The organism is Mesorhizobium sp. LSHC412B00 (assembly GCF_000503035.1).
Lineage (GTDB): Bacteria > Pseudomonadota > Alphaproteobacteria > Rhizobiales > Rhizobiaceae > Mesorhizobium.
Genome location: NZ_AYWB01000006.1, coordinates 243,065 through 269,880, shown reverse-complemented (window position 1 = coordinate 269,880; position 26,816 = coordinate 243,065). Strand labels below are relative to the sequence as shown.

Genomic DNA, 26,816 nt, shown 5'->3' with positions numbered 1-26,816 from the left:
GCAGGCCGGTCCGATCAAAGCAACGCGCAATCCAATCTCGGCGCCGATGGAGAAAGCCGGCGCTGCGTTTGGCAGCCTGCCGGCAAATAACGTTCGTGGCCGCTTATCCGCGCCGGTCCAGCCTGGCGACCAGCCGGTCGCCGACCCACTGGATGCCGCAAACGAGGATGATCAGCACAATGACCACGGCGACCATGACGCTGGTCTCAAAACGCTGGTAGCCGTAGCGGATGGCGAGGTCGCCAAGCCCGCCGGCACCGATGGCGCCGGCCATGGCCGAGGCGCCGATCAGCGTTACCAGCGTCACCGTGAAACCAGCAACGATGCCGGGCAAAGCTTCGGGCACCAGCACCTCGCGGATGATCGTCCAGCGATTGCCGCCCATGGCGCGTGCCGCCTCGATCAGGCCGCGATCGACCTCGCGCAGCGACACTTCGGCGATGCGGGCATAGTAGGGCGTCGCCGCAATCGACAACGGCACGATCGCCGCCCAGGTGCCGATCGAGGTGCCGACGATCAGCCGCGTCACCGGGATCAGCGCCACCAGAAGGATGATGAAAGGCACCGAGCGGAAGCCGTTGATGACGGCGCCGAGCGCGCGGTTCACCCACAGGCTTTCGGCAATGCCGCCGCGCTCGGTGGCAATCAATGCCAGGCCGAGCGGCAGCCCGAAGACGAGCGAGATGAGGCCCGATGCCGCCGTCATCAGGACCGTCTCCCAGATCGAACGCAGCAGAAGTTCAAACAGAACCGGCGACATGGCCAAGCACCTCCACCCGCGCGTCGCGGGCCTTCAGGAATGCGATTACTTTCGACAGATGTTTCGGATCGTTGCCCGCGACCGCAAGGAACAGCGTGCCGACCGGCTGCTGTTGGACATGGTCGATGCCACCATGGACGAGGCGGAAAGGCCCCGGCACCGCCACCGCAAGATCGGACAGCAGCGGACCGCGCGCGGCCTCACCGGCGACGTCGACCCTGAGGATGAGCTCGGCGCCGCCTCCGGGAGCAAGCCGGCCGGCAATCTCGGCCGGCAGTTGCGGGCGGATGCCGCCGAGCAGGCTCCTGGTGATTTCGGAACGCGGCTCGGCAAAGACCGACCACACCGGGCCTTGCTCGACGATGCGCCCGGCATCGATCACCGCGACGCGGTCGGCGATCGAGCGGATCACCTCCATCTCGTGGGTGATGAGCAGGATGGTCAGGCCGAGCTGCCGGTTGATGTCTTTCAGCAAGGCCAGGATGGAGCGCGTCGTCTCCGGATCGAGCGCTGAGGTCGCCTCGTCGGACAGCAGCAGCGCTGGCCGCGCGGCCAGCGCCCTGGCGATGCCGACGCGCTGCTTCTGGCCGCCCGACAGCGAGGACGGATAGGCCTTCGCCTTCTCCGACAGGCCGACGAGGTGGAGCAATTCGGCGGCGCGCGCCAGCCGTTCGGCCTTTGGGCGGCCCTCGATCTTCAGCGGCAGCGCGACATTGTCCTCCACGGTCTTGGCCGACAGCAGATTGAAGTGCTGGAAGATCATGCCGATGCGACGCCGCAACGGCTGCAATTCACGCTCGCCGAGCCGGCCGATCTCGCGGCCCTCGATGAAGACGTCGCCGGAGTCCGGCCGCTCCAGCCCGTTGAGGCAGCGGATCAGCGTCGACTTGCCGGCGCCGCTGCGGCCGATGATGCCGAGGATCTCGCCCTTCTTCACCGTCAGCGAGACGCCGTCGAGCGCAGGCGTCGCGCCAAAGCGGCGCTTGAGGTCGACGAGGCGTACGACATCTTCTTGCCCGGCCGATATATTGACCGGACCGGATGCCTCGGCCGTGACGTGCTGGTTCATCTCACTGTCCGTTTCAACGCTCGACAAATGCGACAGCGGCCCGCTCAACAGCGGGCCGCCTGCTCCTGACAACCAGGCGCCAATCAATAGGCGCTGATCCCGGTGCCCTTGTAGACCTTGTCGAACTCGGCCTTGACCGCCTCGTTCTGGTAGGACGCGACCAGCGTCTTCACCCACGCCTCGTTCTCGTTGCCGGATTTCACGGCGATGAAGTTGCGGTAGGGGTTGTCGGCCACCGGCTCCTGGGCGATGCGGTTATCCGGGCCGAGACCGCTCTTCAGCGCCCAGTCGGTGTTGACGACGGCCGCATCGAGATCCTCGACCGAACGCCCGACAATGCCGGCGTCCAGTTCCTTGATGACGACCTTCTTAGGGTTCTCGGCAATGTCGGCGGTGGTCGCCAGGATGCCGGTGCCGTCCTTCAGCTTGATCACGCCTTCGTTCTGCAGAACGCGCAACGCGCGACCCTCATTCGAGGGGTCGTTGGGCAGGCCGATGACGGCGCCTTCGGGCAGGTCGGCAACCTTGGTGTATTTCTTGGAGTAGAGGCCGATCGGCCAGACGCCGGTGTAGCCGACGCGCACGATGTGGTACCCTTGGGTCTTGATCTGGTTGTCGAGATAGGGCTGGTGCTGGAAGGCGTTGGCGTCGATCTCGCCGCGCTCGAGCGCCTCGTTGGGCTGGGTGTAGTCGTTGAACACCACGGTCTCGACGGTCAGGCCTTTTTCGGCGGCCTGGGCGACGACGACGCGCCAGACATCCTCATCCTCGCCGCTGATGATGCCGACCTTGATAGACTTCTTGTCCTCGGCGAAGGACGGCGTCGGCTGAGCCAGACCGGCAAGCGTGACGGCCGAGGCAAAAAGTGCCGCAAGGGCAGCTCGCCGGCTGATGGCTGAAAAAAGAAGAGAGCTGGAAGCGTTTCCGCGTTCGGACATTGTCGATCCCTCGTAATCCTGAAGTCATTGCGGCGAGGTGGAATACCAAGCCTTGACGACATCATCGGCAATGCTGCTTGCCGGATCAAAGAACCGCATTTCTTCTCAAACACGAAGCCGGGAATATTCTCTCAAAGATTTCGCAATTGCGAGAACGGTCACGCCGGACCGGTCAGAATGTCTCGACAAAGGGCCGCAGCTCGACCTCGAAGCTCCAGGCGCTGCGATGCTGGCGATGGGTCGCGAGATAGGTCTGCGCGATCGCATCGGGCGACAGCTGGCTGTCCGGTCGCTCGGGTTTCGTCCCGACCGGCTCGATCTGGCCGTCGATAATGAAATGGGCGACATGGATGTTCTTCGGGAAGAGTTCGCGCGCCATCGACTGAGCCAGACCGCGCAGGCCGAATTTCGGCATGGCAAAGCCGGCGGAGTTGGGAAAGCCCTTGATGCTGGCGGAGGCGCCGGTGAAAAGAATCGAACCGGAGCCGCGCGCAAGCAGCCGCCGCGCCGCTTGCTGGCCGACCAGGAAGCCGCCATAGGCGCCGACAAGCAAGGCTTGTTTGACCGCATCGGGATCGACCTCGGCGATCGGGCCGCGCGTGCGGCCGCTGGCATTGAAGACGGCAAGGGCCAGCGGGCCTTGCTTGTCGGCGGCGTCAAACAGGCCGGCGACGGAGGCCGGATCGGCGACGTCGGTTTCGACGGCCAGCGCGCCGGTTTCCCCGACCAGCGCCGCGAGCTTGGCCGTGTTGCGGGCGGCCAGCACCACACGATAGCCTTCCGTGGTGAGAAGGCGTGCCAAAGAGGCGCTCAGGCCCGCACCCGCGCCGGCGATCACTGCGACTTCGGATGCCATGTCGTTTCTCCTTGGCGATGACGTGTTCGTCTCATAGCTGGCGTCTTGAGCGGCGAGACGCAAGAACGGCGTTGCTCGATTTTCGCTGTTCGGTGAAAAACTCTGCCGGCAGGTTCGGAGCAATCGACCGCGGCCAGGGTCTTGCCTGGCGAGACAATCCGTCCGACAGGTGATTGCGTTGGAATCGCAAACGGTGTCGCAAGGGAGTCGACCGTGGAACCAATCTGGGCCGTCGGCCTGATGACCGGCACCGTGCTTGACGGCAATATCGACGTGGCGCTGATCAAGACCGATGGCGAGCGGATCGCCGATTTCGGCACCTATACGCTGGCCCCCTACCCCGCAGCGATCCGTGCCTTGCTGGAGGAGACGCTGCGTCAGGCCCGGGTGTGGAATTTCGACGGGCCGGAGCCGGCGATCTTTGCCGAAGCCGAGGAGGCGCTGACGCGGGCGCAGTCGGCGGCGGTGAAGGACCTTGTCGAAAGCTACGGCCTAACCANCCGAAGCCGAGGAGGCGCTGACGCGGGCGCAGTCGGCGGCGGTGAAGGACCTTGTCGAAAGCTACGGCCTAACCATGGGCGATATCGGCGTGGTCGGTTTCCACGGCCAGACCGTACTGCATCGCGCCCCGCAACCCGGACGCCTCGGCGCCACGCGCCAGCTTGGCGACGGCGAGCTGATGCATTCGATCCTGGGCGCCAAGGTCGCCTATGATTTCCGCTCGGCCGATGTGCGCGCCGGCGGCCAGGGCGCACCGCTGGCAGCCGCCTATCACGCGGCGCTTTTGAGGGAAGCCGACGCCAGCGGCGACACGGCGGTGCTCAATCTCGGCGGTGTCGGCAACGTCACCTGGTGGGACGGCAAGGACAACATCGTCGCCTTCGACACCGGCCCGGCCAACGCGCCGCTCAACGATTTCATCAAGGCAAACGGACTCGGCGAGATGGACCGCGACGGCGCACTGGGCGCGGCCGGCACCGTCGATGAAGTGCGGCTGGCCAAATTGCTTCAGCATCCGTATCTGACCAAGCCCTATCCGAAATCGCTCGACCGTTTCGACTTCGGCGCCGCCATGGCCGACGGCCTCAGCGCAGAGGATGGGGCGGCGACGCTGACGGCCTTCACCGTCTCGGCCGTCGGCAAGGCGCTCGATTTGTTGCCGCGCCGGCCGAAGCGCCTGGCGGTCAGTGGCGGCGGCCGCCGCAACCCGACGATGATGGCGATGCTGGCGAGGCGCGCCAACGTCGAGGTGGTGCAGGCCGAGACACTGGGCTGGAAAGGCGATGCGGTGGAGGCCGAATGCTTTGCCTTCCTTGCCGTGCGCGTGCTGCGCGGCCTGCCGATCAGCTTTCCCAGCACCACCGGCGTGCCGCAGCCGATGCAAGGCGGGCGGCTGGCAGGTTAGAGCTTCTTCTGCAGGAAGATGCGGCTGCGGCCGGTGGGAAAGTCAGGCAGTTCGCCGAAGCGCCGGTAGCCTTGCCGCTCATAGACTTTGGCCGCTGTCGGATTGAACGTGTCGATCCAGGCGTTCTGGCAGCCCCGGGCGACTGCTTCGCGCTCGGCAGCGTCCAGCATGTCGCCGGCCATATGCTGGCCGCGCAGGCGTTCGTCGACCCACAGCCATTGCACATAGAGCCAGCCCCAGGCGGTGTATCCCGAAATGCCAGCGACGACAGCGCCGTGCTCGTCACGAACGAAGACCGCGATCGGCTTGCGGCCGGAGGGGCCGACATCGCCGTCATTGAACGCCGTCAGCCGCTCGGCCAGGAAGGCGAGGTCGTCTGACGAGGGGTCGGCAGTGGTTTCAAGCGTCGTCTTCATCCGGGCGGGGCTCGCATGGCAAGCCAAGCTCTAGCGAAGGACGGGATGAGGACGCAAGCTTTACGGCTTGATGGGCGGAGGCGACCGCCATGACCCCGCTGCTGCCGCAACCAGCATCAGCACGGCGGCGACGATCGCGCAGATGGCAAAGCCGAACGATGAATAAAGCGGCCCGAAGCTGGTGGTGCCGATGAAGACGGCGAGGTAGGTGACCGAACTGTTCAGGCCCATGATGGTGCCACGGCGCGACGGATCGAGCGCGGTAAGGCGCATCACCAGCACGTTCAGGCCGAAATGATTGGCAAGGCCCCATATGGCGATCATAGCCAGGATCAGCACAAAATTGCTGCTTGCGAGCGCGATGGCGACATAGACGACGGCGACCAGCAGATAGGCGAAGGGCATGACGCGCCGCGCGCCGATGCGGTCGATGACGCCGTCGAGGAAGGCCGCGGCGCCGAAGCCGGCGCCATAGGCGAGCGCGGCCAGCGCATTGGCGCTGACGGGCTCGCCCAGATCCTGGTGCAGATGATCGCCGAGATAGCCGTAGACGCCGTAAAAAGCGGTCATGAAGGCGGTGCAGGCGATGAGCAGCGGCACGATCCCCGGAATGGCCAGCGCAACGAACGGCGACGGTGCCGGGCCGCTCTTCCTGACGTCGCTGAGCGAGGTCATCGACAAGGCAGCAAGCGCAATGGCGGAAAGCACCGCGACGGCGGCGAAGACGGCGCGCCAGTGCACGAGATCGGCAAGCACGGCCGACAGCGACACGCCGGCCACCATGGAGACCGTCCAGCCGGTCAGCACGACGCCGATCGTGCCGCTTTCGCGGCCGGGCGGCGCAATTGCCGCTGCACTGGCATAGATGGCCGGCATGGCGACGCCGGCGGCGATGCCGGCGACGGCCTGGGCCGCGACCAGCATGATCACCGTCGGCGCCAGCGCGCTGGCGAGAAGCCCGACGGCCAGAAGAAGCAGCGCGCCCTGCAGCATGCGGCGGGCGCCGACGCCGTCGATATAGCGGGCGAGGAACAACGCGCTGGCCGAAGTGCCGAGGCCGAAGGCGGCCGACGCGGCCATCACCGCCGGCACGCTGGTGCCGAAGGATGCGGCGACTGCCGGAGCAATTGGACCCAGGACCAGCGAGTTCGAGCCGATGACGGCGATGCAGCCGGTCAGGAGATAGGCCAGCGCCGGGATCGGCTGATGGAGCGTTGCAGCTTGATGCGCGTTCGTCATCGGGTCATAATGGCCGAACTGAATTCCGCGACAACAAGGAATTTCGATATGGACGAAGAAACAGATGGGGTTCTGCAGAACAAGGTAGCTCCCCGCGAGCTCGACGCAATCGACCGAAAAATATTAGGCGTGCTGGTCGAGGATGCGACGATCAGCTACGCCGAACTTGGCGAACGCGTCTGCCTTTCGCCGCCGGCGGCGCATGAGCGGGTCAAGCGCCTGCGGCGCAGCGGCGCCATCCGCGGCACGGCTGTGATCATCGACCCGAAGGCGGTGAAGAAGCCGCTGCTCACCTTCGTGCATATCGATACCAAGGGCTGGGGCAAGACACCGGAGCTGATGGCCGTCTCCCAATATCCTGAGGTCGAGGAAATCCATTCGGTGGCCGGCGACACCTGCATGCTTCTCAAGGTCCGCACCGAGGACACCAGGGCGCTCGAAGGCCTGCTGGCGCGTCTCTACGAAACGCCCGGCGTCACCTCGACGCGAAGCTATGTCGTGCTGTCGACCTATCTCGAGCGCCCGGTGCAGCCCGAGATCACGGCGCAATGGCCGACGCCCCGGCATATGGCCACGCCGTTGTACTGATCTGCGCTATCTTCGTCTTGCCGGGGCCACAACAATCCTTCACAAACGGCACCCTATATTGATGCCAGGCATTGATTTGGGGTGACGAGAGGCGCGGCTTGGAATTCGAACTGAAAACCATCGAGGCGCTGGCCCCCGATCAGGCGTCGCTAAGCGCCGCCTCGAAGCTCACCAAGCGCTCGAACTGGCCGCGGCTGGAGAAGAACGAGCAGCAGGCGCTGATCTGGGGCGAATGCCAGGGCTCGGGATCCAACCCCTATCGCACCGTCGTCGACACCGGCGACCACGGCTACAAATGCACCTGCCCGTCGCGAAAATTTCCCTGCAAGCACACGCTGGCGCTGATGTGGATCGCCGCCACGGCGCCGGCCAGCTTCACATCAGCCGAAACAACGCCGGAATGGGTCAATGACTGGCTTGGCCGGCGCAGGAAGACTGCGCCCCCGCCGGTCGATGCAAAGCCTGGCAGGGGCGCGTCTGGCAAGAGCATTGGCGAGGCCTCGCAGGCGGAGGAAAGCACCGTCGATGACGCCGCCGCGACGGAGCGCCGCGAGACGGCGCAGCGCAAGCGGGCGGAAGATACGCGCACCGCGGTGGCAGGCGCGCTGGACGAACTCGACCAGTGGATTGCCGACCAGCTGCGGCTCGGCCTTTCCGCCTTTGCCGACGCCAGCAGCGAGCGCTGCCGCCGCATTGCCGCGCGGCTTGTCGACATGAAGGCGACGGCGCTTGCCGGACGCATCGACGAAATCCCGGCCCGGCTAATGGCGCTGCGCAGCGAGGAACGGCCGGACGCGGCGATCCGCGAACTCGGCAAGCTGGTGCTGCTGGCCAAAGCCTGGCGCTCGGCGCCCGACGATCCCGAGCTGAAGCGACTGGTGTCGGCGTCCGAAACCCGCGACCAGGTTCTGTCCAGTCCCGACGCGAAGCAGGTCGACAGCCATTGGGAGGTCGTCGGCGAGAAGATCGAGACCCGCCGCGACGGTCTCGTCAGCCATTCGACCTGGCTGCTCGATCTGAAAAGCCCGACGCCGCAGTTTGGGCTGCTGCTCGATTTCTTTCCGGCTTCGGCCGGCCGCCGCTCGGCGGCGTTCACGCCCGGTGACCGGTTCCACGCCCGCCTGGTATTCTACCCGTCGCGCCAGCCACTGCGGGCCTTGGTGGCGGAGCGCAAGGGCGACGTCGTGTCGGGCGCCTGGCCGGATTTCGGCCTCGACGCTGTCAAGGACCCGCTCGCGGCGCATGCGGCGCACCAGGACGCAGCGCCCTGGTCGACCGATAGCCCGCTGATGCTGCCTGCCGGCGCGATCCTGCTCGATGAGCGCGGCACCGCCTGGTGGCAAGCGGCGCACGACCCGCAAGGGATCGCCCTGCCTGTTAGCGGGACCGTCGATCAGACCGTGCTTGGCCTCGACCTCGCGGCCACGGCAGCGCTTTGGAACGGCGCGCGGCTCGATCTGCTGGCCGCGCAAAGCGGCTTCGGGAGGCTCGATCTGTCATGAACGAGCTCGAACTAACCGGCCTGGCGACGATGCGCGACTGCTGGATCACCGGCGGAACCGCGTTCGATCTGGCGCCAACCGCATGGAAGGAGATCGCGCGTGGCGCAAGCCCGGACGAACGGGAGCGACGTCTGCTGGCGATCGCGGCGCAGGCGCTCGATGTCGGCCTGCGGCCGTCGGCGCCGAAGACGCTGAAGCGGCGCCCGCCGCTGCCGAGGCTTGGCCTGCCGCTGCTGCCGGAGCGGTTGCGGCCGCTGTTGCGGGCGGCCCTGAAGAACGCCGCCGATGCGCGGCGCAAGTCGCGCGTCGCGACGCTCGTCGCCAGCCGCGGCTACGTGCTGCATCCGATGGACTGGATGCCGTCGGCATCAGACCAGAACAGCCCTGACATCTATGCGCCGTGGATCGACTGGCAGGCCAGCGTCGAGGGGCTGAAGATTGCCCCGCAGGAGCAGCTGACGGCGCAGAACTGGGATGACTTTTACCCCGCCGCGCGCCGTATCGCGTTGGCCGAGATGCGCCGTCGCGATCCGGCCACGGCCCGCAGCCTGATGGAAGCCAAGGCGACGGGCGAGCCGGCTGAAGTCCGGCTGGCGCTCATCGAACTCATGCATTTCAACCTGACGCCCACGGACGCGCCATTCCTGAAAAGCCTGGCCACCGACCGCTCCGGCAAGGTGCGGGAGCTGGCGGGCCGGCTGCTGGCAAGGCTGGGCGAGCATGGCTGGCCGGGCAACGACGGAGCCGACGACCCCGTTGCCGAACTCGCCGCCTTCATTACAGAAGGCAAATCCGGCTTCATCCGCCGCCGCACCACCTACACGCCGGCAAAGCTCAAATCGCCGGCGCAGGAAAAGCGCCGCGCCGAATTGTTCGAGACCTGCAACCTGGTCGACCTCGCTTCCCGATTTGGGGTCAGCGAACCCGATTTCATTGCAGCCTGGCAATTCGGTGCCGACAAAAATGCGGACATCCAGATCTCACGAATGGTCGCAGCGTCGGGCAGCGACGCTGCCGTAACGCAGATGGCCGACACACTAGTCGCCGGGGGAGGCAAGCCGGCACTATTCGTGCTGCACCTGATACCGCGCCTGGATAGCCGCAGGAAGCGTGTCCTGGTCAGACTGATCCTGAAAGATACGCCGCAGTATATTGGCGCGCTCACCCTTGCCGAGGGCTTCGAAGCCAACTGGCTGGAATGGCCCGACCTGACGAACGGCCAGGGCTTGGCGGCATTGCGTTCGGCTGTCGCCCGCGATGATGACGCTATGAAGCGAACCGCCGACGACCTGCTGGAAACGATGGGCTTTCTGGCCACTGCGGCGACAGCGGAAAAATTGATCGAGCATGTCGTTGCGGCTGGCATGCCGCCGGCGGCAGCCTCGCTCGCTTTCCTGCGCCTCAACGCGGCCCTGACGGGAACCAACACATGACAATCCGGAGAACAGCACCATGAAGGCAGCCATCCGCCTCCCTGTCGAGCAGGCCTATGCCGCTGAACTGCAGGCGCTGGCGCGCAATGACGAACGCCAGAAGCCGGCCGGATGGAGCCTGTCGCCGAAGGCCGTGCTGACCTATCTGCTCGGCGGCAAGGCAAGCGACGGCACCGTGATATCGCCGAAATATGTTGGCCGCCGCCGGCTGATGGAAACCGCGGTGGCGACACTCGCTACCGACCGCGCGCTGCTGTTGCTCGGCGTTCCCGGCACCGCCAAGTCCTGGGTGTCGGAACATCTCGCCGCCGCCATCATGGGCAACTCGACGCTGATCGTGCAGTGCACGGCCGGCACCGACGAGAACCAGATCCGCTACGGCTGGAACTATGCGCAGCTTTTGGCCAAAGGGCCGAGCCAGGAGGCGCTGGTGCCGACGCCGCTCTACCGCGCCATGGAGAGCGGCAAGCTATGCCGCCTGGAAGAGTTGACGCGCATGGGCTCCGATGTACAGGATACGCTGATCACCGTGCTGTCGGAAAAGATGATGCCGATCCCGGAACTCAACACGTCGCTCTATGCCCAGCGCGGCTTCAACATCATCGCCACCGCAAACAACCGCGACAAGGGCGTCAACGAGCTGTCCTCGGCGCTGAAACGCCGCTTCAATGTGGTGGTGCTGCCGCTGCCCGAGGACATGGCGGAAGAGGTGGCGATCGTCTCCAAGCGGGTCGACGAGATGGCCGGCGGGCTCGACCTGCCGGTGCCGAAAAATGTCGGCGAGGAGATCGCTCGAGTGTTGACCATTTTCCGCGAGCTGCGCTCGGGCGCAACCGCCGACGGCAAGGTGACGCTGAAGACGCCTTCGGGTTCGCTCTCGACCGCCGAGGCGATCGCCACCATGGTCGGCGGCCTCAGCCAGGCGGCGTGGTTCGACAGCGGCAAGCTCGGCGCCGAAGGCCTCGCCGCCAGCCTTGTCGGCGCCATCGTCAAGGACCCGGTGCAGGACAAGGTGGTGCTGGAGGAATATCTCGAAACGGTGCTCAAGAAGCGGCCGGACTATGCCGGCTATTACGCGGCGCTGAACGCAGCGATCTGAGGTCATGAGCGACGTCGCCTATTTCGGCATCCGCCATCACGGGCCGGGCTCCGCCGACAGCCTGGTGCAGGCGCTGCGGGACTTGCAGCCGGTCGCGGTGCTGATCGAAGGGCCGAGCGACGCGTCCGCCCTGCTGCCATTGCTGGCGCGCCCGCAGATGCAGCCGCCGGTGGCGCTGCTCTGCTACCCCGAGGACGATCCGGCCGCGACAAGTTTCTGGCCGTTCGCCGAGTTCTCGCCGGAATACCAGGCGGCGGTGTGGGCGGTGGCGAACAAGGCGGCATTGCGGTTCATCGACCTGCCGTCATCGGCACGGTTCGCGGCACCGGCAACCGACGACCCCGACAAAACGGCTGACGCCGACAAGCCCGAACCCAAGGACGAAACCGGTGAGGATGGCGAGCCCGCATCGCATCGCGACCCGATCGGCACGCTGGCTGCGGCCGCCGGCTATGAAGATGGCGAAAGCTGGTGGGCCGACATTATCGAGCAGAATCCGCAGCCGGGTCCAATCTTCGCTGCCATCACCGATGCGATGACGACGCTGCGCGACGGCGAAGGTGCGATCGCGCCGTTCGAGGCCAAGCGTGAAGCGCATATGCGATTGGAAATCGCCGCCGCGCGCAAGGAATTCGCCGGACCGATCGCCGTCGTCTGCGGCGCATGGCATGTGCCGGCCCTGCAGGCCGCGCACACGCAGAAGAACGACCAGGCGCTGATCAAGGGAATTGCCCGGCGCAAAAGCATCATGACATGGGCGCCATGGACCGGGCCGCGTCTTGCGCTGGGCTATGGTTATGGCGCTGGCGTCGTCGCGCCCGGCTGGTGCAAGCATCTGTGGCGCACACGAGGGCGGCGCGACGCCGCGACGCTGTGGCTGGCGACGATCGCGGCGGTGCTGCGGGCGAAGGGCCATCTGGTGTCGACCGCGTCGCTGATCGAGGCCGAGCGGCTTGCGCGCACACTGGCTGCCATTCGCGAGCGGCCGAAGCCCGGCTTGGAGGAATTGCGCGATGCCGCGATCGCGGCGCTGTTCAACGGCGAAGCGGTGCTGTGGGCGCTGGTCGAGGCCGAGCTGCTTTTGGGCGCGGATGTCGGCGAGATTCCGCCCGACACGCCGCTGGCGCCGCTGATCGAGGACCTGCAGCGCAACCAGAAGGCGGCGCGGCTGAAGCCGGAGGCGCTGGAACGCGAGCTGTCGGTCGATCTGCGCAGCGAAAGCGGACTGTTTCGTTCGACATTGCTGCACCGGCTGGACGTGCTTGGCGTGCAATGGGGCAGGCTGGCCGACGCCGGCCGCAGCCGCGGCACCTTTCGCGAAAAATGGACGCTGGCCTGGGAGCCGGAATATGCCGTGCGCCTGGTCGAGAACCTGATCTACGGCCCGACTATCGAAAAGGCCGCCAATGGCCGCCTGATCCAGATGCTCGGTGCGGCCGCGAGCCTCGACACGCTTGCCGCCCTTGTCCAGAGCGCCATTACGGCGGATCTGTCGGAGGCCGCGAGCGCCGGCCTTGTAGCGTTGGAGGCGCGCGCAGCGCACAGCAGCGAATGCCTGGAGATGCTGGCCTCGGTGCCGCCGCTTGCCGACATCATCCGTTACGGCGAGGCGCGCAAGACCGAAACCAACCGGCTGTCCGGTTTGTTGGAACGGTTGATCGTCGAAGGCGCGATCGCGCTGCCCTATGCGGTGCGCGACCTGGACGAGCAGGCCGCCACCACGCTGGTCGGTGCTGTGCGCAAGGCCGACACGGCCATCCGGCTGGTCGAGCCCGGCGAAGGCGTGCTCGATGCATGGCGCAACGGCCTGACCGGCGTGCTGGAAGGTCCGGGCTCGACGGCGCTGCTCGCCGGCTGCGCCGCGCATCTGCTCTATGAAGCCGGCCAACTGTCGGCAGAGGACGCCGCCGGGCTGCTCGGACGCAGGCTGTCGCCGGGGACGCCGGTCGCCCAGGCAGCGGGGTTCTTCGAAGGTTTCTTCAGCACTGCCGGCCAGCGGCTGATCTACGACGAGGGCCTGCGCGGCGCCGTCGATGGGTGGCTGAAATCGCTCGACGAGGACGCTTTCATCGCGCATCTGCCATTGCTGCGCCGCGTCTTCTCCAATCTGGACTCGATGGAGCGGCAGCGGTTGATCGAGGCCGTGCTCGGCCGCACCGCAAGGTTGCCGGCCGGCCTGACCCCGGCGCCGGATGGCGGCGAAGGCTGGCGCCGTCACCTGGAGCAGCTTGGGCCATTGCTGGCGGGCGGAGTGTGACAATGGATGACGAAGCCGAAGTGCCCGAACCCGGCCCAGCATCCTCCGATAGCGGGCGCGAGCGCCGCTGGCGGCTGGCGATCGGCGCCGATGACGAGGCTTCCTCCGCCCTTTCCAGTGATGACAAAAAACTGTCTTCGGCGCTCGATGCGCTTTACGGCGACGGCGCCAATGCCGATGCCGACCCGCGCAAGCGGCGCGGCGGGCTCGGCCGCTCGGCGCCACGCGTGGCGCAATGGATGGGCGATATCCGCTCCTTCTTTCCCGCCCAGGTGGTCCAGATCGTCCAGAAGGATGCCTTCGAGCGGCTGAACCTGAAGCAGATGCTGATGGAGCCGGAATTCCTCAAGGCGATCGAGGCCGACGTCAACCTCGTCGCCGACCTGATCTCGCTGCGTTCGGTGATGCCGGCCAAGACCAAGGACATTGCCCGCACCATCATCGCCGACATCGTCGCCAAGCTGATGCAGCGGCTGGAGCAGAAGACCGCCGAGGCGATCCGTGGCGCGCTCGACAAGTCGCGACGCACCAACCGGCCGCGCCAACGCGACATCGACTGGCCGCGCACCATCTCGGCCAATCTTCGCCACTACCAGCCTGAGCACAAAACCGTCGTGCCGGAAAAACTGGTCGGCTTCATGCGCAAGCAACGCCGGCTAGTCGATCTCGACGAAGTGGTGCTGTGCGTCGACCAGTCCGGCTCGATGGCGAGTTCGGTGATCTACGCCTCGATTTTCGCCGCGGTGATGGCGTCGCTGCCGGTCGTGCGCACCAAGCTGGTCTGTTTCGACACGGCCATCGTCGACCTGACCGAAGAGCTCAGCGACCCGGTCGAGGTGCTGTTTGGCGTGCAGCTCGGCGGCGGCACCGACATCAACCAGGCGGTCGCCTATTGCGCCGACCGCATCGAGCGGCCGACCAAATCCCACTTCGTGCTGATCACCGACCTCTATGAGGGCGGCAACGGCCAGGACTTGCTGCGGCGGCTTGCGGCGCTGGTCCGGTCCGGCGTCAATGTCATCGTGCTGCTGGCGCTGACCGATCAGGGCCGGCCGGGCTATGATCCGGCGATGTCGGCTTCGGTCGCGGCACTTGGCATACCGGTCTTCGCCTGCACGCCGGACCTGTTTCCCGACATGATGGCGGCGGCGTTGCGGCGCGAGGATATCGGCGCCTGGGCAGCCGGCGCCGACATCAAGCTGATCCGCGCCGAGACGGAGCCGAGCAGTCAGGCCTGACTATTCGAACGAATAGGCAAACCCGTCAGTGGAAGCGCTGACGGTCACCTTGGTCATCTTCTCGCCGTCGAGCGACCGGTTCAGCACGCCGCGGCTGAGTTCCGGCAACAGCGTGTTGGTGAGGATGGCGTCGATCATGCGGCCACCGGACTCGATTTCGGTGCAGCGCGCCTTGACCAGCGCCATGACGCCGTCGCCGATCACCAGTTCGGCGTCGTGGCTGGCGCGCAGCCGCCGCGCGATCTTGCCGAACTGATGGCGGGTGATGGCCTCGATCATCGAATCCGAAAGCGGATAGTAAGGGATGGTCACGACGCGGCCGAGGAAGGCCGCTGGAAACACCTTCAGCAGTGGAGCGCGCAGGGCAGCATCGAGGCCGTCGAGCCCTGCCCTCACCGTGCCGTTGCCGGTCCGCTCCATGATGACTTCGGACCCGACATTGGACGTCAGCAGGATCAGCGTGTTCTTGAAGTCGATGCGCCTTCCCTCGCTGTCATCCATCATGCCCTTGTCGAAGACCTGGAAAAAGATCTCGTGGACGTCGGGATGCGCCTTCTCGACCTCGTCGAGCAGGATCACCGAATAGGGTTTTCGGCGCACGGCCTCGGTGAGAATGCCACCCTTGCCGTAGCCGACATAGCCGGGCGGTGCGCCCTTGAGCGTCGAGACGGTGTGCGCCTCCTGGAATTCGGACATGTTGATCGAGATCAGGTTCTGCTCGCCGCCATAGAGCGTCTCGGCCAGCGCCAGGGCCGTCTCGGTCTTGCCCACACCGGAGGGGCCGCAGAGCAGGAACACGCCGACCGGCTTTTCCGGCGCTCCGAGCCCGGCGCGGCTGGTCTGCACGCGCTTGGCGATCATCTCCATGGCGTGATCCTGGCCGACGACTCGTTCGGACAAAGTGTCGGCGAGCTTGAGCGCCTTTTCGGTCTGGCTGGACAGCATCCGTCCCGTCGGGATGCCGGTCCAGTCCTGGACCACGGCAGCGACCGCATTGCGGTCGACCGACGGCAGGATCAGCGGCGTCTCGCCTTGCGCGGTGGCAAGCTCGGCCATGAGTTCACGCAGCCGCGCCAGATCGGCGACAGGATCTGACGGCGCAGCCTCGGCAGCCGGCGCTTCGGTCTCGGACGCTTCGGCCTTGGGCGTCTCGGCCTTGGGCACCTTGGTCTTTTCTTCGTCCGGCGCTGCCGGTTCGGCATCGGCCTCAGCTGTCGCCACCGCATCGAGCGGGACGCCGTCGCCGCGCAGCCGCGCGCGCAGTTCGAGGATCTCGGCAACCAGCGCCTTTTCGCGCTCCCAGCGCTCCTCGGCGGCGGCGAGCATGGTCCCCGTCTCAGTGAGCCCGGCCTCGACCCGCGCCTGCCGGTCAGTTACTTCGATGCCGATCGCTGCCTCGCGGCCGATGATGCCGCTTTCGACCTCGAGCGCCTGGCGGCGCCGCAAAATGTCCTCGACCTCGGCCGGCGTCGCATGCTGCGAGATCGCCACCCTGGCGCAAGCGGTGTCGAGCAGGCTGACCGCCTTGTCGGGCAATTGCCGCGCCGGGATGTAACGATGCGACAGGCCGACCGCCGCCTCGATCGCCTCGTCCAGGATCTGCACTTCGTGATGCTGTTCGAGCACGCCGGCTACACCGCGCAGCATGAGCACGGCGACCGCTTCCGACGGCTCGTCGATCTTGACCACCTGGAAACGGCGGGTCAGCGCCGGGTCCTTTTCGATGTGCTGCTTGTACTCGGCCCAGGTCGTTGCCGCGATGGTGCGCAGTTCGCCGCGCGCCAGCGCCGGCTTCAAGAGATTGGCGGCATCGCCGGTTCCCGCCGCACCGCCGGCGCCGATCAGCGTGTGCGCCTCGTCGATGAACAGGATGACCGGCGTTTCGGAGGATTGCACCTCGTCGATCACCGCCTTCAGGCGCTTCTCGAACTCGCCCTTGACGCTGGCGCCGGCCTGCATCAGGCCGACGTCGAGCATACGCACGCTGATGCCTTGCAGCGGCGGCGGCACGTCGCCCTGGGCGATGCGCAGGGCAAAGCCCTCGACCACCGCGGTCTTGCCGACACCGGCCTCGCCGGTCAGGATCGGGTTGTTCTGCCGGCGGCGCATCAGGATATCGATGATCTGCCGGATCTCCGGGTCGCGGCCGACGACCGGGTCGATCTTGCCGTCATGGGCGCGCTGGGTGAGGTCGGTGGCGTATTTGGCCAGCGCGGAGTCCCCGCCCGGAGCTCGCCGCGGCGCCTCCGCGGTGGGAGCCACTGCTGCCATGGCGCCGGCTTCGAGCGAGCCCTCCACCACCTCGGCAAAGCGGGCGATGACCCCGTCGGCGTCGATCTTGTCGAATTCGCCGCTGATCTTCGCCATCAGGCCTTCCAGCACCGGCGTCTTCAGGCAGGCGAGCACGATATGGGCGCTGCGGACCTCCTCCATGCCAAATTCCAGCGTCGCCAGGTTCCAGGCTTCCTGGATGGCGTGGAAAATGTGGTCGGAAAATTCCTCGATCGAGGTGGCGCCGTAGGGCAGCTTGTCGACGGCGCGGGTCATTTCGCTGGTAAGCCGGCTGGCATCGACGCCGGCATCGGCAATGATCATCTGCACATCCGAACGCTCGGACAGCACCAGTTGTTCTATGAAATGGACGAGTTCGACGTAAGGATTGCCGCGCAGCTTGGCGCTGTCGGCGGCGGCCTTGAAGGCGCGCAGGCAGACCGGATTGAGCTTGCCAACCAGTTCCTTGCGTTTGAACCCCTGCGACGACCGGCGCTGTTCCATCGAACGTGCTCCTGCAATCTGCCCGTCGACAGCCTGCCACATAAGCAGCCGCTTGACAAAGCGCTTGATGCAGCCGGCCTTTTCCCTTTGTGGAGAGTCCCGCGCCGCCAAATGCAGACAACCACGATTTTTTCTAATCCTATGCGATGCGCTTCACATACGAGGTTGGCCAAGCACGCCATGAATTGCGCCATCCGAGACGCAGTTGCACCGACATTCATTAGCGCTCGTTAACTTTTGAGCGGATGGCGAATTGTGGGAATATGCAACCGTGTGCTAACGTTGGGTCACGTACGGTTTTAGAGCCGGTCGCCGGGGGTATCTGTGATCGATCTCGCACTCTGGCTTGCTCCGCTGGACGGTGAAAATCCGTCAGGCGAAGACTTGCGCAACGATCCGGCTTTTCATGAGCTGGAGCGGCTCACGGAGCCGCAGGTCAAGGTCGTCCATGACGGGCGCAACAAGCCAGCCGCGCAATCGACCATTCCGGTCGACTGGCCTGCCGTGCTCGGCAAGGCCGAGGAGTTGCGTTCGCATGGCCGCGACCTGCGCCTGCTCGTCATTGTCGCCCGGGCGCTGGCCAATGAAGAGGGATTGGCCGGACTGGCACAGGGCCTGACCCTGATTGCAAGGACCTTCGAGACGCATTGGGAGACGATGCACCCGGCGCTGCGGGCCAGCCCCCAACCACGCGAGGCCGCCTTGCGCCGCCTCAACGCGCTGGCCGACCTGCAGAACGGCCAGGAAGGCCTGCTGGCGAACCTCAGGCAGATGGTCTTCTTCGCGCCGCGTCCCATCGGGCCGATCAGCGGACGCGATCTCGAACAGGGTGCGCTCGACGATCGCGTCATGCTTCAGGAAGCGGCGTCGGGATTGAATGCCACGGAGAAGGCAGCACTGGTCAGCGCGCACGGACAGCTCCTGAACCGGGTGGGCAGCGGTTGTGCCGCCCATCAGGACCAGGCCGGTGAACAGATGACGGCGCTCATCGCCGGGGCGCACGCAGCGATCGAGGCGCTCGACGCGGTCGATGCGGCGCTGAATGCCCGCCTTGACAGCAACGGGGCTGCCGTCCCGGACCTGAAGCGGTTTTTGCAGCGCGTGCTGACGACGCTGGAACGCAACACGGCGGTCGAGACCACGGAAGAGGCAGCGACGAAGGGGGCTGCCAGCCCGGCTGCTCCCCCGGCAAGCCCGGCCGCGCCGGTCAGAAACGGTCATGGAGCCGAGACGATGGCAAGCTACGCGGAGACCGGTGCGGGGCTCCCGGACAGGATTTCCTCGCGCGACGATGTGGTGAAGTGCCTCGACCTTGTGGTCGCGTTCTACGACCGCACCGAGCCGTCGAGTCCGATCCCGCATCTCGCCCGCCGGGTGCGCAGGATGGTGCACATGGATTTCGTTGAACTGATGGAAGACCTCGCCCCGTCGGGGCTCAAGGAATTCCGGCTGCTCGCCGGCGTTCCCGACGCCAAGAAGACTGCCCAGAAGGATGAAAGGTAGCAACACATGCCAGCCGAAAGCAAAGCGAAGGTCATCGAGCGAAATCGCGCCCCGCGCGTGCAGATCGCCTACGATGTCGAAACCTACGGCAGCCCGACGACGATCGAACTGCCGTTCGTCATGGGCGTGATGGCCGACCTGTCGGGCGCATCGCAGACCAGGGAAGCGTCCAAGACGGTGCTCGACCGTTCCTTTGTCGAGACCGATGCCAACCGCTTCCCCAAATTCATGGAAGCGCTGGGACCCAGGGTCAAGGCGCGGGTGAAGAACACGCTGCCGCAGGCCGAGGGACAGGAGCGCGACGAAGAACTGGCGCTCGACCTGACCTTCACCAAGATGGGCGATTTCGCCCCCGACAAGATCGCCGAACAGGTCCCGCAACTGGCCGAAATCCTCAAGATGCGGCGCCAGCTCGAGGAGCTGCTCGGCTTCATGGACGGCCGCGTCGATGCCGAAAAGCGCATCGCCCAATTGCTGAACAACCAGCCGCTGCTTGGCCAGATCGCCGCCCAGGCGCTGTCCGACGACAAGGGTGAGGAATAGATCATGGCCGAACAGCAAAAGACCGCAGCATCCGTCGCCGAGGCCGAGGCCGTCGATCTCGGCGAATTCAGCCAGCTCTTGGAGAAGGACTTCAAGGTCAAGAAGGACGACAGCGAGAAGCTGCAGCAGCTGGTTCGCAACCTGGCGCTGGCGGCGCAGTCGCGCTCCGAGACGACGACGATTTCGTCCAACTCGATCAAGTCGATCAAGTCGTTGATCGCCGGCATCGACAAGATGCTGACGACCCAGGTCAACGAAATCCTGCACGCGCCGGAAGTGCGGCAGATGGAAGGCACCTGGCGCGGCCTCTGGTATCTCATCAATAACACCGAGACGGATCAGAAGCTGAAGATCCGGGTGATGAACATTTCCAAGGAGCAGCTGGCCGATACGCTCGAAGACTATGAAGGGCAGATGTGGGACCAGAGCCCGATCTTCAAGAAGGTCTACACCGACGAGTATTCGATGCTCGGCGGCGAACCGATCGGCTGCGTCATCGGCGCCTACGAGTTCTCCAACCACCCGCGCGACGTCGGCCTGTTGCGCAACATCTCCGGCATCTGCGCCTCGGCGCACACGCCGTTCATCGCCGCCGCCTCGCCACGGCTGTTCCGCATGGACAGCTGGCAGGAACTGCCCAACCCGCAGGACCTGCAGCAGATCGTCTCCAACCCGGCCTACGCCTCGTGGCAATCGCTGCGCGAGAGCGAGGATGCGCGCTATATCGGGCTGACCATGCCGCGCGTGCTGGCGCGGCTGCCCTACGGCTCGGAGACAGTCCCGGTCAAGGGCTTCTCCTTCGAGGAGGAAGTGCAGGGCGATCACAACAAATATGTCTGGATGAACGCTGCCTTCCCGATGGGCGTCAACATCAACCGCAGCCACAAGCTCTATGGCTGGGGCACCCAGATCCGCGGCGTCGAAAATGGCGGCACTGTGCTTAACCTGCCGGTGCACTCCTTCCCGACCGATGACGGCTCGATCGCGATGAAATGCCCGACGGAAGTCGCCATCGACGACCGGCGCGAGGCGGAACTGGCCAAGCTCGGGCTGATGCCGATCCTGCACCGCAAGAACACCGATCTCGCGGCCTTTATCGGCGCCCATTCGCTGCAGGATGACGAGACGCGGGCGGGCCGCCTGGTCGACCCCGACGCCCAATCCAACGAGCGGCTCTCAGCCAACCTGCCCTATCTGTTCCCGGTCTCGCGCTTCGCCCACTACCTCAAGGCGATTGCGCGCGACAAGGTCGGATCGTTCAAGGAACGCACCGACATGCAGATCTGGTTGACCGAATGGATCAACCGGTACGTGCTGGCCAACCCGGCCTTCGCCGACGACAAGGCACGCGCCAAGCGTCCGCTTGCCGCCGCCGAGGTGCAGGTCGACAGCGTGGAGGGCCGGCCGGGCTACTACAACGCCCGCTTCTATCTGCGCCCGCACTACCAGCTGGAGGGCATCAACGCCTCGCTCAGGCTGGTGTCGGAATTGCCGTCCGTGAAGACCTGATTGCAGCAACCAAACCTTTGTTTGAAAGCGGTGGAGAACGAAAATGCCCACAATGAAGATCGACGGTTTTCTGAAAGTTCCGGATATCAAGGGGCCTAGCACACGCGACGGCCATGACGACGAGATCGAAATCCATGGCGTCGATTACAAGATGGTCGCGCCCTACGACCCCAATTCCCTCTCGCGCCGAGGCCGCGTGTCGATGGGCATGATCAAGTTCACCAAGCACTATGACAAGGCCTCACCCTATCTGGCCAAGGCCCTGTTCGAAAACAAGGCGCTGGACGAGGTCAAATTCTCCGCGCGGCGGACCATCGACGGCGAGAGCAAGGACTATCTGGTCGTTACCCTGACCGACGCCTCGATCATGGAATACGACATGTCGCAGGCCGATGATGAAGCCGACCTGATCCAGGAGGAAGTCTCCTTCGCCTACAAGAAGATCAAGTTCGTCTATGACGACAATGACGAAGCCGAAATGGATGTCTATGTCGGCAAGTGAGGGGCGAGCAAAGCGCCCTGCCGCCGACAAGGTACAGGCGGGCGGTTCACGGGCCAAGCGCGAGGCGGTACAGCCTTCGCTGTGGGACCGCCTCGTCAACGATCTGCCGGGCCTGAGCTCGGAGATAGACGGGCTCAGGCAGGCTCTGCAGGAGGAGCTTGGCGCAGAGCGCCTGGACGAGCTGCTGGCAGACGGACCGAGGCGCATCGACGCCGATGACGCATTGAACCCCGATCAGAAGCGCCGGCTGCACCGGCTGGCGTTTCAGAACCGGCACCGTGGCGAGCTTGAAAGCCGAGGCATCGTGGTGTCGCCCGATGTGCTGCGCGAGGCCGTGCGGCGCGACATCGAGGCGCTGTTCAACACCGAGCGTTTCGAATCCGCGCCGCTGCTATCCGATCTCGAGGCCGAGCAGATGACCGACAGTCCGACATCGCTGGCCGACTTTCCGGAGGTGCGCCGCAGCGTTGTCAATTATGGCGTGCCGTCCTTCTCCGGCCGGTCGTCGCGCGACTTCGATCGCGATGTTCTGGCACGCGAGATCCGCGCCGTGCTCGCCACTTTCGAGCCGCGGCTGAAGGAGAGCGCGACCAAAGTCACGGTCAACCTCGGCGACAAGACCGGCCTGAAGATCGAGATCGACGCCGTGCTGATCATGACGCCGACGCCCGAGCGCATGCGCCTGCGCACGACGATCAATCTCGACAACGGATTGGCGCGCACCGAGTTCAGGGAAGCCTGAGAGATGGACCGGGTCTTCGTAGAATATTACGAGGAGGAACTGTCCCACATACGCGGGCTGGCGGCGGAGTTCGCCGACATGCATCCGGCGGTCGCCCGCAATTTGTCGCTGGATACGGTGCCGTGTCCCGACCCTTATGTCGAGCGGCTGCTCGACGGCGTCGCCTTCCTCGCCGCGCGCACGCGCCTGAAGGTGGATGCCGAGCGCTCGCGGTTTTCGCGCAGCATCCTCGACGTGCTCTATCCCGATCTCGTCACGCCGGGGCCGGCAACCGCCATGGTGGTGCTGAAGCCCGGCCAGCAGGTGCAGACGATGCTTGCCGGCCATGTCGTCAAGCGCGGCACGCGGCTGGTCTCCAGCCTGCAGGCCGGCCTGTCGACGCGCTGCACCTTCACCACCGCGCAGGACATGACGCTGTTTCCGATCGCGATCAGTTCGGTCGGCTATTTCCAGGACCGCAGCGCGCTTGCCGCCGCCGGCATCGGCCCGATCGCCGGGAAGGCCGGCGAAGCGGCACTTCGCATCACGCTGGCGCGGACCGGCAAAGGCAAGCTCGACGAACTGGCGCTCGACCGGCTCGACTTCTATTTCGCCAACCGCACCAAGGCGCCGCTAATCTTCGACGCCATCTTCGGAGTCTGCTCTGGTGTCGGCGCTCGACCGGAAGGCAAGACCAATCCATTGTCGCCGCTACCGCCGCCGGAGATGGTCGGCATTGCCGATGCCGAGGCGCTGATGCCGCGCACGCGGCCGACCTTCGAAGGCTACCGCCTGCTGCGCGAATATTTCATGATGCCCGAGCGCTTCCATTATGCGCGCGTCACCGGCTTGCTGCCGGTCGTGCGTAAATGCCAGGCCGGGCTCGAAATCGTCTTTTTGTTCAGGCGTCCCGTGCCCGAGCTCGCCGACCTGACGCCGGCGGATTTCGATCTGTTCGCGACGCCGATCATCAATCTCTTCGAGCGCGAGTGCAACGTCATCGAGCTCGACCAGCGCAAGACGCGGCAGGTGTTGCATGCCGACCGTACGCGGGCGCGCGACTTTGAAATCTACCGGGTCATCCGCGTCGAGGACGCCGATGCCGAGGGGCCCGATGCCGAGATACCGGAGCTGTTCAGCCTTGGGCAAAACCGCGGCAGCGGCTGGGTCTATTCGACCGAGCGGCGGCCGCGCCGGCCAACCGAGGACGAGCGGCGCCAGGGGGTGACCCGCACCTCCTATGCCGGCGACGACGTCTTCCTGGCGATCTCGCGCCCGGTCCACAGCCAGGCCAACAGGCCGCTCAAGCGCGTCGATATCATGGCGCTTTGCACCAATCGCGACCTGGCCATCCTCGACGACACGCCGACCCTGACGCTGGAAGCCGGCGACCCTGTGGAGACGGTCCGGCTGCTCGGCGCATTGCGTTCGCCGCAGCCGGCGATCCCGGCAGCGCTGCCGACCGGCGCCGACGGCGAGTCGCGCGCCGACGACCTGGCCTGGCGACTGGTGTCACAGCTGGCGCTCAACTTCCTCAGCCTGGCCAAGGAAGGCCGCGGCGTCGATCCGCTGCACGCGCTGCTCGATCTCTATGCCGAGCGCGGCGACCCCGGGCTCGCCCGCAATGTGCGCTCGATCGTGCGCATCGACTCGCGCGCGGNTCTCTATGCCGAGCGCGGCGACCCCGGGCTCGCCCGCAATGTGCGCTCGATCGTGCGCATCGACTCGCGCGCGGTGATCGAAAGGCTGGCGATCGAAGGGCCGATGTGCTTCGGCCGCGGCACGGAAGTGACGCTGCATGTCGACCAGTCGGTGCTGGCGGGACAGAGCACTCTGCTGCTGTCGGGCCTGCTGTCGCGGCTGTTTGCCCGCCATGCCGGCATTAACGGGTTCGTGCGCACGCGCACGCGGTTGCTCCAGAAACAGGAGGATGTGCCATGGCCGATGACGCCCGGCAATCGCTACCTGATCTAGAGCGAGCCGCAACCCTGTCCGAGAGTTTCGACTTTTTCGAACTGCTGCGCCGGCTCGAACGGCAAGGCGGCCTGTTCGGCCATTCCGGCCGGCCGGACCGCGAGCCGGCAAGGCTCGGCCAGAATGTGCGGCTGTCCTTCGCAGTGCAGGACGTGGTGGATTTCCGCGAGCCGACGGACAAGTCGCCGGCACGCGTCACGGTCAACAATCTCGGCCTGCTCGGACCCGAAGGGCCGATGCCACTGCATCTGACGCGCTGGGTGCTCGATCGCCTGTCGCAACGCTGGTATGCCGGCGCCGAGGCGCGGCAGACGAGCGACACGACCTTCGTCGATTTTGTCAATATCCTGCAGCACAGGATGATCGCGCTCTACTATCGGGCCTGGGCGGATGCGCATCCGGCTGTGCAGGTCGAACGCGGTGTCGGCGGCCGCGTCCGTTCCATGCTGGAAGCGATGGCCGGCATCGGGCTGCCGGGCACGCAGGATGCCGAACTCGATACAGTAAAACTTCGCCAGGCCGCCTCGCTCGCTGCCCAAGTCGACGGCCCCGAGCGACTGACGCTGTTCCTGGCCGAAGCCTTCAAAGTGCCGGTGGTGCTGAAGGAGTTCGTCGCGGCCTGGATGACCATCCCCAAGGCGCTGCAGACGCGGCTTGCCGGCAGCTATGCCACGCTCGGCCGCAGCGCCACCATCGGCCCGCGCAGCTTCAGCCGGCAGAGCCGCATCGAGCTGCGCATCGGCGCGCTCAGCTATATCGATTACAAGGCCTTCCTGCCGGGCGGTGAGCGGCTGAAGCTGTTGAAGCAGGCGGTGCGCGACCTGATCGGCGAGACCATCGATGTCGATCTCAGGATCGTGCTTGCGGCAAAGGCAGTGCCGCCGGCGAAGCTCGGCACCGTCCAGCTTGCCCGCACCACCTGGCTGGCGCGACCGGTCGAAAAGGGGGACGCCGACGACATGCGGTTGCGGACCATCGTCGGCTGGCGGGAAGAGGTGGCGGCATGAGCCTGCTTCTGATTCTCGAACAGGGACCACGCGCGCAAGTCACGCGGCAGGCGCGGCTGGACGAGGGCGAGCTGGTAATCGGCCGCAGCGCCGACGCCGACTGGCAGATCAACGATCCCGACATGTTCGTCTCGCGCGCCCACTGCAAGATCACCAGCAAGCAGGGCGGCTATTTCGTCACCGATACCTCCAGCAGCGGGTTGTTCATCGACGATGCCGCCAGCCCGCTCGGCGCGGGAAATACCGCGCGCCTGCAAAGCGGCATGCGACTGCGACTGGGCGACTATGTGGTGTGGGTCGATTTGCAGACGGCGAAGACCGAGGCGCCGGCCTCCAGGCCTTCAGCGCCTGCCAGTAAGCCGGCGGCGTCGCGGGCGCCGGTCAGCCTCGGCGGCGACGATTTCTTTTCGTCCACCACGGAAGAAGAGCCGGGACGGCCACGCCCTGCCAACCTGCCCGATCCATTCGAAAAGCCGGTGCCCGGCGCATTCGCGCGTGCGCGGTCCGATGAACGCAGCTCGCAGGCGTTCGACGATCCGTTCAGCCTCGACCCTGTGGCAACGCCGGTGGCCGAGCCCACTGACAGAAACGGCGCCAAGCCATCGTTCGACGATCCCTTCGGCCTCGACTCCGCGCCGCGGTCGAGAGAGCCGAGCAGATCCAATCCTGAGAAGCTGCCGGCCTACGATGACGGGTTTGGTTTCGGCCCTGCCGGGTCCACCAGCCTCGACGCCGGCGTGACGGATGGCGGTGCAACCGATGCGCCCTCGCCTGCCCCCTCTGCAGCGCCCTGGGATCTGCCAGTCCGCGCGGTCGAGCCATCGCCACCGCAGCCACCGCCTCCCCCGTCTCCACCGCCACCACGCGCTCCTGTCCGCCAATCCGCGGCGCGGCCGTCAGCCGGACCGTCGGACGCGGAATTGCGCGCCGCTTTCCTGCGCGGCATGGGCATGGACGAGGCCGATTTTCCCGGCGGCGATCCGGTGGCCGACATGGAAAAATTCGGCCGCGAGTACCGGCTGATGATGGAAGGGCTGATGCAGCTTTTGCGCAAGCGCGCCGAAGAGAAGGGCAACGCTCGCGTCGCTCAAACGGTGGTTGGCGCATCCGAAGTCAACCCGCTCAAATTCCTGCCCTCGGTCGACGATGCGCTGGTAACCATCCTGGCCGAGCGCAGCCCCGGTTTCCTCGGCGCCGAGGCGGCGATCAAGGACGCGGTGCGCGATCTGGCGCAGCATCACGTTCGCGCCTGGCGCGGCGTGCAAGGCGCGCTCAAGCGCATGATCGACCGCTTCGATCCGGCGGCGATCGAGCAGGAACTGAAGTCGAGTTCGGCGATCGGCAATCTGCTGACCGGCGGGCGCGGAGCCAAGCTCTGGGAGTTGTACCAGAAACGCCACCGTGAAATCGCTCACAGCGCCGAGACGCGTTTTCTGGGCGAGATCGGCGCTGATTTTCGTGATGCATATGAGGAGGACTGAG

At 65.9% G+C, this 26,816-nt stretch carries 21 protein-coding genes and 1 pseudogene; 15 read left to right on the top strand and 7 right to left on the bottom strand.

What is annotated here, in order from left to right; translation table 11 throughout:
- Positions 1-103: 103 nt before the first annotated feature.
- The 4 genes from X757_RS150775 to X757_RS150790 form a co-directional block, all read right to left on the bottom strand.
- Positions 104-760: a methionine ABC transporter permease gene (locus X757_RS150775; protein WP_023668578.1), complete on the bottom strand. Its 657-nt coding sequence runs from the start codon at positions 758-760 to the stop codon at positions 104-106.
- The gene (locus X757_RS150780; protein WP_023704825.1) at positions 741-1,829 is read right to left on the bottom strand and encodes a methionine ABC transporter ATP-binding protein; all 1,089 of its coding nucleotides are present in this window, start codon (positions 1,827-1,829) and stop codon (positions 741-743) included. Before X757_RS150780 ends, X757_RS150775 begins: the two co-directional genes overlap by 20 nt.
- 83 nt (positions 1,830-1,912) lie before the next feature.
- Positions 1,913-2,767, bottom strand: a complete 855-nt coding sequence (locus X757_RS150785; protein WP_023668580.1) for a MetQ/NlpA family lipoprotein — start codon at positions 2,765-2,767, stop codon at positions 1,913-1,915.
- 172 nt (positions 2,768-2,939) lie between these two features.
- Complete coding sequence (locus tag X757_RS150790; RefSeq protein ID WP_023668581.1) at positions 2,940-3,623, bottom strand: SDR family NAD(P)-dependent oxidoreductase; 684 nt, start codon at positions 3,621-3,623, stop codon at positions 2,940-2,942.
- Positions 3,624-3,836: 213 nt separating this feature from the next.
- Here X757_RS150790 and X757_RS01000000164820 point away from each other — a divergent pair.
- A pseudogene (locus X757_RS01000000164820) lies at positions 3,837-5,028 on the top strand (anhydro-N-acetylmuramic acid kinase).
- Here X757_RS01000000164820 and X757_RS150795 read toward each other — a convergent pair.
- Both X757_RS150795 and X757_RS150800 read right to left on the bottom strand, forming a co-directional pair.
- Positions 5,025-5,444 (bottom strand): N-acetyltransferase, encoded by a 420-nt coding sequence (locus tag X757_RS150795; protein WP_023726346.1) that lies wholly within the window; start codon positions 5,442-5,444, stop codon positions 5,025-5,027. The pseudogene X757_RS01000000164820 and the gene X757_RS150795 sit on opposite strands and share 4 nt — an antisense overlap.
- Positions 5,445-5,504: 60 nt before the next feature.
- The gene (locus X757_RS150800) at positions 5,505-6,683 is read right to left on the bottom strand and encodes an MFS transporter (RefSeq protein WP_023726345.1); all 1,179 of its coding nucleotides are present in this window, start codon (positions 6,681-6,683) and stop codon (positions 5,505-5,507) included.
- 48 nt (positions 6,684-6,731) lie between these two features.
- Here X757_RS150800 and X757_RS150805 point away from each other — a divergent pair, with 48 nt between their 5' ends.
- The 6 genes from X757_RS150805 (at position 6,732) to X757_RS150830 (ending at position 14,800) form a co-directional block, all read left to right on the top strand.
- Complete coding sequence (locus tag X757_RS150805) at positions 6,732-7,271, top strand: Lrp/AsnC family transcriptional regulator (protein WP_023687041.1); 540 nt, start codon at positions 6,732-6,734, stop codon at positions 7,269-7,271.
- Positions 7,272-7,369: 98 nt separating this feature from the next.
- Positions 7,370-8,773: an SWIM zinc finger domain-containing protein gene (locus tag X757_RS150810; protein ID WP_023709952.1), complete on the top strand. Its 1,404-nt coding sequence runs from the start codon at positions 7,370-7,372 to the stop codon at positions 8,771-8,773.
- Entirely contained in the window at positions 8,770-10,206 is a 1,437-nt protein-coding gene (locus tag X757_RS150815) for a DUF5691 domain-containing protein (RefSeq protein ID WP_023726344.1), read from the top strand. The genes X757_RS150810 and X757_RS150815 overlap by 4 nt, the downstream gene beginning before the upstream one ends.
- A 19-nt stretch (positions 10,207-10,225) precedes the next feature.
- Complete coding sequence (locus X757_RS150820) at positions 10,226-11,305, top strand: AAA family ATPase (RefSeq protein WP_023726343.1); 1,080 nt, start codon at positions 10,226-10,228, stop codon at positions 11,303-11,305.
- A gap of 4 nt (positions 11,306-11,309) precedes the next feature.
- Entirely contained in the window at positions 11,310-13,562 is a 2,253-nt protein-coding gene (locus X757_RS150825; protein ID WP_023726342.1) for a DUF5682 family protein, read from the top strand.
- Between the two features lie 2 nt (positions 13,563-13,564).
- The gene (locus tag X757_RS150830) at positions 13,565-14,800 is read left to right on the top strand and encodes a VWA domain-containing protein (protein ID WP_023687036.1); all 1,236 of its coding nucleotides are present in this window, start codon (positions 13,565-13,567) and stop codon (positions 14,798-14,800) included.
- On the opposite strand, the gene tssH is transcribed toward X757_RS150830, so the two are convergent.
- Positions 14,801-17,575, bottom strand: coding sequence for a type VI secretion system ATPase TssH (gene tssH / locus X757_RS150835; RefSeq protein ID WP_023726341.1), 2,775 nt, complete (start codon positions 17,573-17,575; stop codon positions 14,801-14,803).
- Positions 17,576-17,899: 324 nt separating this feature from the next.
- On the opposite strand from tssH, the gene tssA reads away from it, so the two are divergent.
- The 8 genes from tssA (at position 17,900) to tagH (ending at position 26,815) form a co-directional block, all read left to right on the top strand.
- Positions 17,900-19,078, top strand: coding sequence for a type VI secretion system protein TssA (tssA, locus tag X757_RS150840; RefSeq protein ID WP_023687034.1), 1,179 nt, complete (start codon positions 17,900-17,902; stop codon positions 19,076-19,078).
- A 6-nt stretch (positions 19,079-19,084) separates the two neighbouring features.
- Complete coding sequence (gene tssB, locus X757_RS150845) at positions 19,085-19,621, top strand: type VI secretion system contractile sheath small subunit (protein ID WP_023673718.1); 537 nt, start codon at positions 19,085-19,087, stop codon at positions 19,619-19,621.
- 3 nt (positions 19,622-19,624) lie between these two features.
- The gene (gene tssC, locus X757_RS150850; protein WP_023682611.1) at positions 19,625-21,130 is read left to right on the top strand and encodes a type VI secretion system contractile sheath large subunit; all 1,506 of its coding nucleotides are present in this window, start codon (positions 19,625-19,627) and stop codon (positions 21,128-21,130) included.
- Positions 21,131-21,182: 52 nt separating this feature from the next.
- Entirely contained in the window at positions 21,183-21,632 is a 450-nt protein-coding gene (locus X757_RS150855; protein WP_023673716.1) for an Hcp family type VI secretion system effector, read from the top strand.
- A complete protein-coding gene (gene tssE / locus X757_RS150860) occupies positions 21,619-22,374 on the top strand; it encodes a type VI secretion system baseplate subunit TssE (RefSeq protein WP_023682612.1) in 756 nt (251 codons plus the stop codon). The genes X757_RS150855 and tssE overlap by 14 nt, the downstream gene beginning before the upstream one ends.
- 3 nt (positions 22,375-22,377) lie before the next feature.
- Positions 22,378-24,327 carry a type VI secretion system baseplate subunit TssF gene (tssF, locus tag X757_RS150865; RefSeq protein WP_023726340.1) on the top strand — a complete coding sequence of 650 codons (1,950 nt, stop codon included), beginning with the start codon at positions 22,378-22,380 and terminating at the stop codon, positions 24,325-24,327.
- Positions 24,291-25,334, top strand: a complete 1,044-nt coding sequence (tssG, locus tag X757_RS150870) for a type VI secretion system baseplate subunit TssG (protein WP_023673712.1) — start codon at positions 24,291-24,293, stop codon at positions 25,332-25,334. Before tssF ends, tssG begins: the two co-directional genes overlap by 37 nt.
- A complete protein-coding gene (tagH, locus tag X757_RS150875) occupies positions 25,331-26,815 on the top strand; it encodes a type VI secretion system-associated FHA domain protein TagH (protein ID WP_023673711.1) in 1,485 nt (494 codons plus the stop codon). Before tssG ends, tagH begins: the two co-directional genes overlap by 4 nt.
- Position 26,816 lies beyond the last annotated feature (1 nt).